Annotated in this window: 12 protein-coding genes; all 12 read left to right on the top strand. The window is 35.4% G+C overall.

Annotated features, from left to right (window positions below; genetic code table 11):
- Positions 1-743 (top strand): helicase-related protein (locus ABJI11_RS09980; RefSeq protein WP_348351730.1); only part of this gene is annotated, 743 nt, incomplete at its 5' end.
- Between the two features lie 37 nt (positions 744-780).
- Complete coding sequence (locus ABJI11_RS09975) at positions 781-2,331, top strand: SDR family oxidoreductase (RefSeq protein ID WP_348351732.1); 1,551 nt, start codon at positions 781-783, stop codon at positions 2,329-2,331.
- 196 nt (positions 2,332-2,527) lie between these two features.
- Positions 2,528-4,417, top strand: a complete 1,890-nt coding sequence (locus ABJI11_RS09970; protein ID WP_348351728.1) for a hypothetical protein — start codon at positions 2,528-2,530, stop codon at positions 4,415-4,417.
- Positions 4,418-4,420: 3 nt separating this feature from the next.
- On the top strand, positions 4,421-5,248 hold the full coding sequence (locus ABJI11_RS09965) for a DUF2490 domain-containing protein (RefSeq protein ID WP_348351726.1): 828 nt from the start codon (positions 4,421-4,423) through the stop codon (positions 5,246-5,248).
- Positions 5,249-5,269: 21 nt separating this feature from the next.
- Positions 5,270-6,106 (top strand): hypothetical protein, encoded by an 837-nt coding sequence (locus ABJI11_RS09960; RefSeq protein ID WP_348351724.1) that lies wholly within the window; start codon positions 5,270-5,272, stop codon positions 6,104-6,106.
- A 169-nt stretch (positions 6,107-6,275) separates the two neighbouring features.
- The gene (locus ABJI11_RS09955) at positions 6,276-9,269 is read left to right on the top strand and encodes a hypothetical protein (protein ID WP_348351722.1); all 2,994 of its coding nucleotides are present in this window, start codon (positions 6,276-6,278) and stop codon (positions 9,267-9,269) included.
- A 158-nt stretch (positions 9,270-9,427) separates the two neighbouring features.
- A complete protein-coding gene (locus ABJI11_RS09950) occupies positions 9,428-10,759 on the top strand; it encodes a TolC family protein (RefSeq protein ID WP_348351720.1) in 1,332 nt (443 codons plus the stop codon).
- A gap of 5 nt (positions 10,760-10,764) precedes the next feature.
- Positions 10,765-11,976, top strand: a complete 1,212-nt coding sequence (locus ABJI11_RS09945) for an efflux RND transporter periplasmic adaptor subunit (protein WP_348351718.1) — start codon at positions 10,765-10,767, stop codon at positions 11,974-11,976.
- Positions 11,977-11,981: 5 nt separating this feature from the next.
- On the top strand, positions 11,982-12,725 hold the full coding sequence (locus ABJI11_RS09940; protein ID WP_348351716.1) for an ABC transporter ATP-binding protein: 744 nt from the start codon (positions 11,982-11,984) through the stop codon (positions 12,723-12,725).
- Between the two features lie 2 nt (positions 12,726-12,727).
- The gene (locus ABJI11_RS09935; RefSeq protein ID WP_348351714.1) at positions 12,728-13,948 is read left to right on the top strand and encodes an ABC transporter permease; all 1,221 of its coding nucleotides are present in this window, start codon (positions 12,728-12,730) and stop codon (positions 13,946-13,948) included.
- Positions 13,949-13,955: 7 nt separating this feature from the next.
- Positions 13,956-14,987: a histidine kinase gene (locus ABJI11_RS09930; protein WP_348351712.1), complete on the top strand. Its 1,032-nt coding sequence runs from the start codon at positions 13,956-13,958 to the stop codon at positions 14,985-14,987.
- A gap of 28 nt (positions 14,988-15,015) precedes the next feature.
- On the top strand, positions 15,016-15,240 hold a 225-nt coding region (locus tag ABJI11_RS09925; protein WP_348351710.1), incomplete at its 3' end, for a hypothetical protein.

Genomic DNA, 15,240 nt, shown 5'->3' with positions numbered 1-15,240 from the left:
CAAAGCGCGTAAATTTCCATAAAAAGGATACGCCATCACAACTTACTATCAGCACCGTAATTTCAGAAGACAAAGACAAGCTAAAAACGCTTGTACAACTTTTGAAATATATAGGGGAAGAGCCAGGCATTATCTTCTGCAACTTCAAGGATAGTATTGAAGGTGTTAGTGATTATTTAAGTAATAAACATATACAGCATGAGTGTTTTTCTGGCGGCATGGAACAGAAGGAACGCGAACGTGCTTTAATTAAATTCAGAAACGGTAGCAGTCGCATTTTAATTGCTACAGATTTGGCCGCTAGGGGAATAGACATCCCTGAATTAAAATTCATTATTCATTACGAATTGCCACATCGTATTGAAGAGTTTACCCATCGTAATGGTAGAACTGCCCGTGTAAATGAAACTGGCACAGCCTATATTTTACAATGGGATAAGGAATCTTTACCAGAGTTTATAAAAAAATCCGAGGGATTAAATATTGGAAAAACGAAGAGGCTAGGAGACCCTCTCTGGGAAACCTTGTTTATTTCTGGTGGAAGAAAAGACAAAATATCTAAAGGTGATATTGCGGGACTTTTCTTTAAGCAAGGTGATCTAAACAGAGACGAATTAGGGGCTATTGAACTTAAGCAAGATTGTGCTTTTGTAGCCGTACCTAAAAGTAAATCTGACCAACTTGTAACTGAGTTGAACAATTCCCGTTTAAAAAAGAAAAAAGTACGCATTACCGTACTTTAACCATAGTTAGTATTTTTGCCCTCTTTAAGGTAATATGATGAAGGATAAACAACACGAGAACGAAACTGATATCGATTTAAACGAGATTGAAAGTTGTATTGAAATTTTAAATCGTTTGGTTACGGATACCAACCAGATTTTTGAAATACCTGAAGATAGAAGAATTGCCTTGATTAAAGCTGCCGGTCAGTTATCTAGACCTAGCAAGCAAGAGTTTGCCAGAAGGGTTAAAGATGCCAAACGTAACGAAAAAAGAAAGCAAGCGGTTCGTGATAAACATGCTCGTAAAGAAACAGGAATTCGTAGTGCCCGTGAAGCACATGTATTTGTTGCCCCTAAATTATTACCGGCAGCTGAATTAGCAAGCAAAGACCTTCCTGAACTTACAACTCCACGCAATTGTTACGTTTGTAAAGCTGAATTCACCAAGCTTCACCATTTTTATGACACCATGTGTAGTGATTGTGGTGATTTCAATTATGCAAAAAGATTTCAAAACGCCAATGTTAAAGGACAAGTTGCCGTTATAACCGGTTCTCGTTTAAAAATTGGTTACCACATAACTCTAATGTTGCTTCGTGGCGGAGCTACCGTTATTGCTACAACACGTTTCCCTGTAGATTCTGCTCTTCGTTTTTCTAAGGAGGAAGATTTTATGGAGTGGGGGCACCGTCTTAAAATTCATGGTTTAGATTTAAGACATATACCCAGCGTTGAAATATTCTGCAATTTCATAGAACAACAATATGATAAATTAGACATCTTAATAAACAATGCCGCACAAACGGTTCGTAGACCTGCAGGGTTTTACCATCACTTAATGGAAAATGAAGAAAAAGAAATTTCTTCACTACCTAAGTTTGCGCAAATGGTACTAAGTGATCATGAGAGTTGTCTACAGGAATTGAAAGGATTTAGCAAGCAAGCATCGCCCAACCAAAATATGCCGGTAACATGGCACGGCCCTGAACCGGGTATTGGCATTAGAGCTTCTGCAAAACTTTCTCAAATTCCATATAGCTTTGATAATGCATTGGTGGCGCAAGAAGTTTTCCCAACGGGGGAATTAGATGCCGATTTACAACAGGTGGATTTACGTAAGACCAATAGCTGGCGTTTAAAATTAGGTGAAATAGAAACCACTGAAATGATTGAAGTTCAATTGGTAAATTCTGTTGCTCCGTTTGTACTTTGTAATCGTTTGGCAGAGTTGATGAAAAAAGAAAATACAGGTCAGAAACACATTATTAATGTTACTGCAATGGAGGGTAAATTTCATCGTTTCTTTAAAGAATCTCGTCATCCACATACAAATATGGCTAAGGCTGCATTAAATATGTTAACCCATACCGCTGCAGGAGAATTGGCTAAAGACGGAATCTTTATGAATGCAGTTGATACAGGTTGGGTTACAGATGAAGACCCTGCTGAATTAGCTAAAAAGAAACAAGAGGTACACGATTTTCAGCCTCCCTTAGATATCGTTGATGGCGCAGCAAGAGTTATGGATCCATTATTTGACGGCATTAATACTGGAAAGCATTGGTGCGGTAAATTTTTAAAGGATTACTTCCCAATTGATTGGTAAATATGTTTTTCTCATATTTTTAAAAGTTTAATTGGCTATTGATAAAGGACAATGTGTTTAATCAATAAAGTTAAAAATCTTAACATTTAAATACTGTAGTCTGAATCTATTTTCGTTTTTTTGCGGCATGATTAGGCTAACTATCAAAGTATTACTACAATTTCTTGCATTTATCATCATCGGAATTTCTATTCCAATGAATGCTCAAGAAACACAAACCTACAACGGACCTCTGCAAATAGGAAAGTATAACGGTAAGGCTACATATTCTTATAAGCTTGTTGATAACGATACTGTTCTTCATGGAGATTTTACGGTTCTGCGTTCCAATCTTCAAGAGCTTTTACAGAAACAAGATTACTCGTTTCAATTTAAAGGTGCTTTTGTTGATGGCACTGCAAACGGTCCATGGAAATTTCAATTTGGGGAATTTAATTCTAAAAGTCAGTCCGAAGTTATAGATTACCAATACCGTGTTCTTGTTAGTGGAATTCAAAAATCCGCTAGCGGAAAAATTCAAATGGGCAAACCTAATGGTAAATGGACCATTTTAGAAGAAAAGATTGATGACTCTGAAATATCTAGTACGTTATTTAAAAGTATTGTTTCTTTTGATAACGGTGTTCCACAACAGAACTTCAGTATAAATAATGAAAACTATACACTTGTTGGTAGATTTTTAAGAGATGGCTTAGCGCATGATGAGTGGTCGCTATTTCCAACTAACGGAATGGACCAATCTGAAAGCTGGTATTTTAAAGATGGAATTCTACAATCTATTAGAGTTGATGATGACAATGACCATAAAACTATAAAAGCTTACAAAGCATATAACGGCAAAACCAAGGTAATCAATCTTGACGCTGGTTATATTAAAGCTTTGGAAATTCAACTTTCTCAAGTAGATGTTGACATTCTACATCATAATAGTTTACCAGAGCTTCTAAAACAGAATGCAGCACGTTATCAAGAAGTTGACGACATTTTATCTGACCTTGGAAAATCTGAATTTCTACCTGAATTTAAAGTTAAGGTACCATACTACCCTTTAGATTCTTTAGATGGATCAAAGGTAGATAGCATTGTAGCTTATTACAAAAAAGCAAATGCATTAAGTGAATCTATATTACATAACTCACAGTTGAACATACTAAAGTTGTCTGATGTAAATACTGCATATCAATACAATACAGTACTTCATTTAAAAGAAAATTTTCTTAAGCCCATTCAAGAAATTGTAAGTTATGATTCTTTGGGTATTTTAGAATACACATCGCGCCAGCAGCTAATAAACCATGTTTTTCCAGCAGGAATGCCAGAATCTAAAGTGGATATTAAAATGCAGATTGATAGTGTTGAATCATCTAAATCATACTCAATTCCATCTTCAGTACTGACCAATTCTACAAACTCTAACATAGAAAATATTGAAGCCGTTGCTAAAATGGGTTATGACGGCATTCTAGCAATTGCCAACGAGGTAAAAGAGACCCTAGCACAAGAAAAAAGACAAAATGAATTGGCAAGCCTAGAGGAGGAAATCATAGTACAGAACGATTCACTGGTGACTTTTATTGAAGCTATAAACGATAGTATTCCGTTAAAATATGCCAAATCGTTACAACAAATTAAGTCTTCTGCCAGTACTACCTTGAACGATTACTCAAAGGTAAAATCTGCCAAAAACAGATTAACGGAAGCTAGAAACACAGTGAGGTGTATAGAGAACTTAAATGCATTATCTATTACTGTTTCCCAAATGCCACAATATAAAATTACTATAGAAGAAAGTTATACTGACCGAATTTGGAATCCGTTTATGGCAACTCTAATGGATGAGGATATAAAAAAGAAAATTACAGCAGCTTACTCCAAAATTTTAGAGCCTTACTTTTTAGATGAAATAGCGCAGCATTTATCTTGTGATACTGTAGGTGCTTTAAATGACACTATTAATGCCACTCATGCAAAAGTTTTAGAACTGAAAGATAAAGACACCAAAAAACTGGAACGGAAACTGAAAAAAGAAAAAGACCCCATTGCCATATTAGAATTGTTGAATGTACAAAACACTACAAAGCAATAGCCTATGAAAACGTTTCGTACATATTTCGTCAACCTGGTATTCTTAATTTTTCTTGCTTTTCAAATAACGGCGCAAGAAAAAGAAGTTGTTGAATTGCCAGAATATTCAAAGTATAAGGATTTAGGTACCAAAACCTGGATCAATACATACGGTAATATTAGAATAAGTAAACGCTTATTTTGGGACGCCCAAACACATCTTAGATTAGAGGAAACAGAAGCTACTCCATTTTTTGGTCAGGTTGCACAGGTTTATAACAGACATGCTATAGGGTATATTCATTCTAAATATTTTAATGTGAGATTAGGCGGAGTTTTACGACTTAATTTTAATACAGATGAAGCTTCTACAGACCGTAATCTAGTTCCTGAGTGGCGTATTTGGCATCAATATCAGTTTGCACAATCTCTTGCTAGTATGATGATTTATCACCGTATACGTATAGAACATAGATGGACGCAAAGTTTTGTAGAGAATAGTGAATACATTTTCAGAAACAGATGGAGATATATGTTCAGAATGAAAATACCATTGAACAACCATAAGCTTAAACCTAAGACCTTTTATGTTGCTCCAGAAGCAGAATTGATAATGCAAAGCGGAAAAGCGGTAGTTGCTAGCCCCATGGAAGATTTACGTTTAACCACGACCCTTGGCTATATTTTAACGCCTAGGATAACGGTTGCTGCCGGTGCCATGTATTCTCAAGGACAAGATTTAACTAACGGAGGTTTTTTTAAACAAAGTTGGGCAATGCGTTTTCACGTATATTATTCACCAGATTTTAGAAAGGTGAAAAACAAACTTCCAGAAATTCATTTAACGGACTAGATGTTTAGCTAATAGATAAGTATGAAAAAGAAGGATATTACATTATACGGTTTACTTGCTATTATTTCTGTACTGGCACTATATTTTGGTGTAAAGTCTAACACGCTACAAAATAAAATAGGGGAGAGCAGTAAAGTAAAAGAGGAGCTAGATGTATTGGTTACGGGTAATAAAGAGTTGATAGCAATTGACTCTGTGTTAATGGAAGGTGATTATAATAAGGCAATTGAATATTACAATACTACCCTACAGAATCATGAAGAGCTAAATACCGTCATTCCTTTACGTATTGCTCTTGCACAGAAGTTAATGCAAAATAATACGGTTAATACTACAGAAAAGGGAACAGACAAAATTGCCTTAGATTCAACGGCTATTGTACCAGTTTCGAAAAGCGAAATCAGAAGTATAGATTCTTTAAATTTTGCATTAGAAAAAGCGCGTGTTCAAATAAGTAATATGCGCAAGCAGTTGAACAATAAATCCTTTGGTGAATACCTTAGTTTTACTAGTAAAAAAGGCACTGCACTACATTATGTTGGTCAGGTAAAAAATAATAAAGCCAATGGTATCGGTATTGCTGTATTGGAAACGGGTAGTAGATACGAAGGCGAATGGAAAAACAATCTACGCGAAGGTAACGGCACTTTTTATTGGGCAGATGGTCAGTATTATATTGGCAGCTATAAGAATGACATGCGTAATGGAGAAGGTACCTATTTTTGGCCTAACGGTGAAAAGTATAAAGGGCAGTGGAAGGACGATATGCGCAATGGAAAAGGTATTTTCCATAAAAAAGAAGGTTCTGTCATAAGTGGTATTTGGGAAAATGACAAGCTCAAAGAAGCTGATAAGTAGACCAAGTTTTTTCATAACCCTATTTTATCTAAAATTTTAGCACTAGATCAGGTCAAATCCTAATAAGTAATTGTTAAATTAAGAAAATCGTAAAAATTACTTTCATGGTATGTTTTGCGTAAAGGTTTAAGTAACTTTAGGTTTTAACCAACCTATTATCTACACTTAAATGAAACCTTACTTTCAACAGCTAGCAATTGCAGTATTTGCATTAGTCTCCACAACACTATTTTCTCAAGATTTTTCAGCTTTACAATACCGTACCGTTGGTCCACAAAGAGGCGGTCGTGTAACTACTGTTACCGGCACTCCTGTTTTGCCCGGTACATTTTATTTAGGTGCCTCTGGCGCCGGTGTCTGGAAAACGGACGATTATGGAACTACATGGAATAATATTTCTGACGGATTTTTTGATACTCCATCTATAGGTGCCATTGAAGTTGCACTAAATGACCCCAACATTGTGTACGTAGGTACGGGTTCTGATGGATTGCGTAGTAACATTATTAGTGGAAAAGGCATGTACAAGTCTATAGACGCAGGTAAAACATGGAACCATATAGGGTTAAAGAATGCAGGACAGATTGGTGCTGTGGAAATTGATCCTACTAACAGTAATATAGTTTGGGTTGCTGCCATTGGTGATGCTTTTAAAGCAAATGAAGAACGTGGAATCTATAAGACTACGGATGGCGGTACTACATGGGAAAAAATGTTGCATATTTCTAACACAACTGGATTCGCAGATTTAGAATTACTACCCGGTAATCCAAATATAGTATATGCTGCTGCATGGAAAGCACAACGTACACCTTGGACAATTATCTCTGGTGGCGAAAATAGCGAAGGCGGAATTTACAAATCAGTAAACGGAGGTAAAGATTGGATAAAACTGGAAACGGGCTTACCTCAAGGTTTAATCGGTAAAATAGATTTAGCGGTCTCTGCAGTTGATTCTAGTATTTTATATGCGCTAATTGAAGCTCCTGGTAAAGAAGGTGGTGTTTATAAATCTGTAGACCAAGGAAAATCATTTGTTCAAACCTCTAATAATATTGGTCTTGTAAACAGACCTTTTTATTATATTAATATTGAATTAGACCCAACAAACCCTGACATAGTTTATAGTAATGCCAACCCATTATTGAAATCTATGGATGGTGGTAAAAGTTGGAAAAGAATGACGGTTCCCCATGGTGATAATCATGATATCTGGTTGAATCCTAATAATCCAGATTTATTGATACAGTGTAATGATGGCGGTGCAAATGTTTCTCATAACGGAGGTAAAACATGGTCTTCGCAATTTAACCAACCTACGGCAGAAATATATCAAGTAGCTGTAGATGATCAATACCCATATTGGATATATGGAGCACAACAAGATAATACTACGATTGCCATACCAAGTTCAGCCCCTAGCGGTACTTCTGCACAGGGTACACAAGTTATGATTGAAGTTGGTGGTTGTGAAACCGGTCCATCAATACCTAAACCAGGCAACCATAATATCGTTTATAATAATTGTAAAGGTCGTTTTAGCGTTTACAATAAAATTACCGGAGTAGGTAGGGAATATTCTATAGGAGCTTCTAATATATACGGGCACAATCCTAAAGATTTAAAATATCGTTTTCAGCGTGTAGCTCCCGTTCATGTTTCTCCGCATGACCCAGATGTTGTGTATATGGGCTCTCAATTTGTACATAAAACTAGAAACGACGGAGTCATTTGGGAAACAATTTCGCCAGATTTAACGGCTTTTGAAGCTGATAAACAAGTGAATTCCGGTAGTCCAATAACTAGAGATATTACAGGTGAAGAATATTACAGCACAATTTACTCTATCCGAGAATCTAAAATTAAAAAAGACCTTATATGGACAGGCTCAAATGACGGCGTAGTTTCTTTAACACAAGATGGTGGACAAACTTGGACGAACGTAACACCTAAGAAAATGCCAAAAGGAGGTAGAGTTGAATCAATTGAACCTTCTCAATTTAATCCTGCGAAAGCTTATATATCAGTTGATAGACATTTATTAGGTGACCCTGCTCCATATTTTTATAAAACCGAAGATTATGGTAAAACTTGGGAATTATTGACAAACGGAGTTCCATCAGATTATACGAGTAAAGTTTTGCGTGAAGACCCAAAAACTGCAGGTTTGTTATATGCCGGTACAGAATATGGTATGTTCGTTTCATTTAATGATGGTCAAAAATGGGAGTCATTTCAACAAAACTTACCCGTTACACCAATTACTGATATTATCATTAATAGAGGAGATTTGGTATTAAGTACTATGGGTCGTGGATTCTGGGTATTGGATAATATTACATCATTAAGAAACCCGTCAATGGTATCATTGAAAGATACACCTGTTTTATTTCAGCCAGATAACACAATACGTTACAGAACTCCACGACGTGATAAAGGTTTCCCTAATTATCCAACAACGGGAGTTTTAATTGATTATTACCTACCTAAAGATGGTAAAAACAATGTGCAATTAGAGATTTTGGATGCTAATAAACAGACAATAGCAACTATTATCAGTGATTCAACCAAGATGAAATCCAGCAAAGAAGAAGTAGATAATATGAGTTTAAGCATGTCTTTCAGCTACTTTGATACAAAATTGGAAACTAAGAAAGGTTTGAATAGATTTCAATGGGATATGCGCCAAAAAGGTGCTTGGAGCGACAATAAATCTAGAAGCTACAAAAACGGACCTATAGTGCTACCAGGAAGGTATACAGTAAAATTAACTGTAGACAAAGAAACCTATGAGCAGCCATTTGAAATTTTAGTTGACCCGAGATTAGCTGAGGAAGGAATTGATGAAACTATTATAACAGAGCATTTAGCTTTTGAAAATAAAGTACTTGATTTATTGACCGATGCAAGAAAATTTCAAAGTGATTTAGAAGCACAAATAAAGAAAAGCAAAGGCACTAAAAAGGAATCGTTGGAATCTGTTTTAAAAACGATTAAAAATGACGAAGGTGCTTATCCACAGCAAATGCTAGTTCCTCAAATAGCCTATTTATCATACATTGTTGGTGGTGTAGATAAAATACCTGGACAAGAAGAAGTAGCGAGACTAAAAGACCTTCAGCAGCAGTTAAATACTGTAAAACAACAAGCACAATTAAATTAAATGGATATAGGCAATTGCTGTTTTAAATAGCAATTGCCTAAAATTCTCGTCGATAAAATTCGACTTTCTACATATACAAACTACCTATTCTTCTATTCCTTTTTATTAAGGTAGTATAAAGTTTCACTTTTGGAGTGTTAATTAAAAACACGCTTAAAATGAAACAAATTATAATCATAACAGGCATTTTATGTGCTCATTTTGGTTTTTCGCAAGAAACAGAAACTGAAGTGGCATCAAAAATATGGTCCTTAGAAGATTGTATTTCATATGCTATTGAAAACAATATCACCGTTAAAGATGCCGAAATAAATGCCAATATTTCTGAGGTAGATTATAAAACGGCTAAATCTGCCAAACTACCTAATCTATTCGGTAGCGCATCTCAAAATTTTTCTAGCGGTACCACTATTGACCCTATTACAAGTGATTATGTTTCTGATCAGATACATAGTACAAATTTAGGAGTTAACAGTTCTATGACGCTATACCAAGGTAATCAATTGAGCAATCAAGTAAAGCAAAATAAACTTTTAATAGAGCAAAATAGTTTACTGGCGCAGGAGACCAAAAACAATATTGTTATTAGCATCTTAGAGTCATATCTACAGGCATTATATAGCAAAGAGGGCATCACAATTGCAGAAAACAATTTAACTGCATCAGAAAAAGAAGTGTTAAGAGCAAAATCAAGGTTAGATGCCGGTACAATTGCATTAAGCGACTATACAGAGGCACAAAGTCAAGCAGCTACCAATAAGTATAACGTTATTGCTGCTAAAAATGATTACGAGCTTAATATTATAGACCTAAAGCAATTGTTGGAATTATCACCATTAGATGATTTACAAATAGAAACGGTTGATGAAAATCAAGATTTACTATACCTAGAATTAAACAAAGAAGCAATCTATACAAATGCCTTATCCTATTTACCAGAAGTAGAGGCTAGTAATACTAATATCTTAATCAACGAAAAAGAGCTAGAAATAGCTAAAGGAGGTTATTTACCAACATTGTCATTAACTGGTAGTCTTGGTTCTGGGTATACAAGTATTAGTGACAATACTTTCTATGATCAACTAGATGTCAATTTTAATCAGAGACTTGGTTTAAGCTTAAGCGTTCCAATTTTTAATAGAAACAAGACTAAATCTGCCGTACAAATTGCTGCATTTAATATAGAAAAAGCAGAAATACAAAAGCAAGTAGTTGAAAAAGAAGTTATTAAAAAGGTTGAAACAGCCTACCAGTTTGCACTTTCTTCTCAAGAGCAATTAGTTGCCGCAGAAGCATCACAGAGTGCTGCAGAACAATCTTATAACCTTGCGCAAAAGAGGTATGAGCTTGGAGATTTAAGTACTACCGATTTAGTTGTAAGTCAAAATACATTTACCAATGCGCAACAGAATTACATACAATCTAAATACTTAAATATTTTATACCATCAATTATTACAATTTTATCAAGGAAACGAAATTAAACTTTAGTCAAAATGAAAAATAAAAATAAAATCATAATAGGCAGTGTCGTATTGGCCATCTTAGTTTTTGTTGCTTATACTTTTTTTAAAGGTAATGACACGGCAACTATTGAAGTTAAGACCATAGCTGCCAGAAAAGGGAAAGTAACTACTATGGTAACGGCTACAGGAACCATTGAGCCAACTAATCAAGTAGACGTAGGTACACAAGTATCTGGCGTAGTGGAAAAAGTGTACGTAGATTATAATAGCGTAGTTACCGAAGGGCAGCTGATTGCTGAACTTGATAAAACTAACCTAAAAGCAGCTACTACACAAGCGCAAGCAGCTTATGATAATGCTATAAGCCAACGTAATTATTTACAGACCATCTACGAGAGACAGAAAAGTTTATATGATAATCAAGTAATAAGCAAGTCTGACTTTGATGATGCTGTTTATACCTATGAAACAGCTAAAGGTACAGTAACACAGCGTTTATCAGATTTGCAACAAGCGAAGACAAATTTAGGTTATGCCAATATATATTCTCCAATAGATGGTGTGGTATTATCTAGAGATATCGAAGAAGGGCAAACCGTTGCGGCTAGTTATAGCACACCTACATTGTTCACCATTGCACAAGATTTAAAAGAAATGCAAGTTGAGGCAGATGTTGATGAAGCGGATATAGGAGAGGTTACCGTAGGGCAACGTGTTAGCTTTACCGTAGACGCCTATCAAGGAGAAGAATTTGAGGGCGAAGTTACACAAGTAAGGTTAGATCCTACCGTAACATCTAATGTAGTAACCTATACGGTTGTCATTAAAGCCGATAATCCAGATTTAAAATTAAAACCGGGTTTAACGGCAACCATATCAATCTATACGTTAGAACTAAAAGATGTTTTATCGGTAGAGGCAAAGGCTATTAATTTTAAACCTACACCGCCGGAAATGATGGCTTACAATCAACAAGAGAATATAATTGTTAATCGTTCTGAGGGCGGATCAAGACAGGATGGTGATAAAGGAACAAAAGTATGGGTGTTGGAAAGTAATGGAGCTATATCTCCTAAAGCGGTAACTCTTGGTGCAAGCGATGGTGTTAACGTTCAAATTCTTGACGGAATTAACGAAGGTGATAAATTAGTATACAGCTTAAAATCTGAAACAACACAAACAGGTGCTTCGGCAGGAGGAGAAGAAAGTCCGTTTATGCCACAACGACCTGGAAAAAGATAAGCGCTATGAGTAAAGAAATCATAAAAATAGAAAATTTAAAACGTGAGTTTACCATGGGTACCGAAACGGTTCATGCCTTACGTGGAATTTCGTTTACCATAAAAGAAGGTGAATTTGTAACTATTATGGGATCTAGTGGTTCTGGAAAAAGTACCATGCTTAATATTTTAGGTTGTTTGGATCAACCTACTTCGGGAAATTATGAAATTGATGGTGTTGCCATGAAAGACTTGAGCAGAAATGAACTTGCTACCATAAGAAACGAAAAAATAGGATTCATTTTTCAATCGTATAATCTTTTAGCAAGGACATCTGCTATTGAAAACGTTGAGTTGCCTTTGCTATATAACAGTAAGGTTTCTACAGAAGAACGTAGAGAACGTGCTGTAAAAGCACTTGAAATGGTTGGACTAGGGGAAAGGTTGCATCACACACCATCACAATTATCTGGTGGTCAACAACAACGTGTAGCTATTGCTAGGTCATTGGTAAATAACCCTGTTATGATATTGGCAGATGAAGCTACAGGTAATTTGGATACCAGAACATCATATGAAATAATGTCGTTGTTTCAAGATCTAAATAGAAAGGGAATTACGATCACTTTTGTAACACATGAACCTGATATTGCAACATTTAGCAGTAGAACTATTGTTTTGAAAGATGGTAACATTATTCAAGATTACAATAATAACAATATACAATCTGCAGCAAACGAATTGGCGAAGTTGCCACAAGAAAATCATTAATTATGAGAATACTTAATTTATTAAAAATTGCTTATAAAGCTATTGTTCTTAATAAGATGAGGACTTTACTGACCATGTTGGGTATTATAATTGGTGTAGCATCGGTTATAGCAATGCTAGCCATTGGTGAAGGATCCAAAGAGAGTATACGATCTACCATATCAAGCATGGGATCTAACATGGTTACCATAAGCCCAGGTACAGATGACCGTGGACCGGCTAGAGGTAGTGGTGGCGATGTACAGACTTTAACTTTAGATAATTATGAAACAATAAAGGAAAAAGCGGACCTATTGAGCTATGTTACCCCTGTTGTTAACGGAGGCGGACAAGTAATTAACGGAGCCAATAACTGGCCAAGTAGTATATACGGTGTAAACCCTGACTATTTGGAAATTAAGGCTGTGGGGCTACAAAGTGGCAGTATGTTTACAGATGCCGAGGTCAAATCTGCCTCTAAGGTGGTTTTATTAGGCCAAACCGTAGTAGACAATGTTTTTCCTGATGGGCAAAATCCTGTTGGACAAATGATTAGGTTTGACAATATACCTTTCAAGGTAATAGGAGTGCTGGAAGAGAAAGGCGAAAATACCTTTGGGCAAGATCAAGATGATGTAGTTATTGCTCCATATACCACAGTGCAAAAACGTATTTTAGCTATAGATTACTTGAACCAAATCATGGCGTCTGCCATTAGTGAAGATGATGCACAAGAAGCGGTTACGCAAGTAAGTGAAATATTACGCGAAGAACATAAATTACTGGATAACGAAGAGGATGATTTTTCAGTACGTTCTATGGAAGAACTGATATCTACTTTTAGCTCAACAAGCGAAATGTTGACCGTATTATTGGTTGCCGTGGCAAGTATATCTTTACTTATTGGTGGTATTGGTATTATGAATATAATGTATGTTTCCGTGAAAGAAAGAACTAAGGAAATTGGTTTACGAATGGCAGTTGGTGGCAGGGGGTCAGATATTTTAATGCAATTTCTAATAGAAGCTATTTTAATTAGTATAACAGGAGGTTTGCTGGGTGTATTATTGGGCTTAGGAGCTACGGTGTTTATTGAAAAGTTCTTACTTTGGCCTACAAGTGTCGCTTTATATTCAATTGTGGTGTCATTTGCGGTTTGTGCCGTAACAGGTATATTCTTTGGTTGGTACCCTGCAAAGAAAGCATCTGCTTTAGACCCAATTACAGCTTTACGATACGAATAAACAGATTATGTATAGAAACAAAAAAATAATGATTGCTCAGCATCTTCTCATATGGTTGGTGCTGTTTAGTATGCCTTTTATTCTTTCGTACAGCGAAGATCAAGACTTAAATAGGTTGATTGCGCATTTCTTTATACCTATGCTTTTCTATGCTATTATCTTCTACACTAATTTTTTAGTGTTGATTGATAAGTTCTTATTTACTAAGAAAACCTGGACTTTTATAGGAATCAATTTAATTATGATCTCACTGTTTATTTTAGTAAAAGAACAGCTAGAGGATAATTACTTTAAAGAGCTAATTAGAAAACCTTTAGAAAATGGTAGAGCTGGTCCTCCATTTAAATTGTTTATCTATGTACAGATGTTATCTTATGCTGCACCATTGCTTTTTTCAATAGCAATAAAATCAACAAAAAGGTTGGTTAGAACAGAAGCAGAGCGTAAAGAGGCGGCAAACTTTAAGTTACAGACAGAGTTGCAACATTTAAGGTACCAACTGCAACCGCATTTCTTCTTTAATTCTTTGAACAATATTTATTCTTTAGTTGATTTATCGCCAGACAAGGCAAAATCAACAATTCATAGCTTAGGTAAACTTATGAGATACCTGCTTTATGAAACGAATACGGAGCTAGTTTCATTAGGTAAGGAAATTGAGTTCATGAGAAAATATATAGAACTCATGAAACTTCGGTTAACCGATAAAACGACTATCGAATCTAGTTTTCCTATTAGCAAACCTAACATTGAAATTTCACCATTACTATTTATATCATTAATTGAAAATGCTTTTAAACACGGTGTTTCCGGAAACAAAAAGAGTGTTATTTCCATAGATATGATTACCAAAGAAAATGATGTTATTTTCAAAATAGAAAATTATAATTTTCCAAAAGAAACTAGCGACAAAAGTGGCTCTGGTATAGGTTTACCTAACCTAGAGAAAAGATTAGAATTATTATACCCCAATAAACACATTTTTCAAAAAGAAATAAAAAACGGTATATACTCCGTGTATTTAAAGATCGAAACTTAAACTAAAAAACTTATAAATATGTAGCCATATGAGAGAGTTTAAATACGTACTTCTATGTATTCTTCTGTTCAGCTCCACGCTATTTGCACATGATGGGGGTCACGGTGAACCTTTGAAGAAATGGACGATAAAATCTAGCAATGAAGTTATTATCGCTGATTTCATTAAATATGAAAATGATGAAGTTTGGTTGGTTGATGATAATCATGCCATCCATATTTTAGATATGCAAGAATTTAATCTTGCAGACCAG

It is taken from the genome of Maribacter sp., assembly GCF_039968975.1.
GTDB lineage: Bacteria > Bacteroidota > Bacteroidia > Flavobacteriales > Flavobacteriaceae > Maribacter.
The sequence above is the reverse complement of the archived record's forward strand: the minus strand, read 5'-3'. Positions and strand labels throughout refer to the sequence as shown.

What these genes read in the sequence shown, in the direction of transcription:
- ABJI11_RS09975 (WP_348351732.1), top strand. Translation starts at nt 781, where the DNA reads ATGAAGGATAAACAACACGAGAACGAAACTGATATCGATTTAAACGAG.
- ABJI11_RS09970 (WP_348351728.1), top strand. Translation starts at nt 2,528, where the DNA reads ATGAATGCTCAAGAAACACAAACCTACAACGGACCTCTGCAAATAGGA.
- ABJI11_RS09965 (WP_348351726.1), top strand. Translation starts at nt 4,421, where the DNA reads ATGAAAACGTTTCGTACATATTTCGTCAACCTGGTATTCTTAATTTTT.
- ABJI11_RS09960 (WP_348351724.1), top strand. Translation starts at nt 5,270, where the DNA reads ATGAAAAAGAAGGATATTACATTATACGGTTTACTTGCTATTATTTCT.
- ABJI11_RS09955 (WP_348351722.1), top strand. Translation starts at nt 6,276, where the DNA reads ATGAAACCTTACTTTCAACAGCTAGCAATTGCAGTATTTGCATTAGTC.
- ABJI11_RS09950 (WP_348351720.1), top strand. Translation starts at nt 9,428, where the DNA reads ATGAAACAAATTATAATCATAACAGGCATTTTATGTGCTCATTTTGGT.
- ABJI11_RS09945 (WP_348351718.1), top strand. Translation starts at nt 10,765, where the DNA reads ATGAAAAATAAAAATAAAATCATAATAGGCAGTGTCGTATTGGCCATC.
- ABJI11_RS09940 (WP_348351716.1), top strand. Translation starts at nt 11,982, where the DNA reads ATGAGTAAAGAAATCATAAAAATAGAAAATTTAAAACGTGAGTTTACC.
- ABJI11_RS09935 (WP_348351714.1), top strand. Translation starts at nt 12,728, where the DNA reads ATGAGAATACTTAATTTATTAAAAATTGCTTATAAAGCTATTGTTCTT.
- ABJI11_RS09930 (WP_348351712.1), top strand. Translation starts at nt 13,956, where the DNA reads ATGTATAGAAACAAAAAAATAATGATTGCTCAGCATCTTCTCATATGG.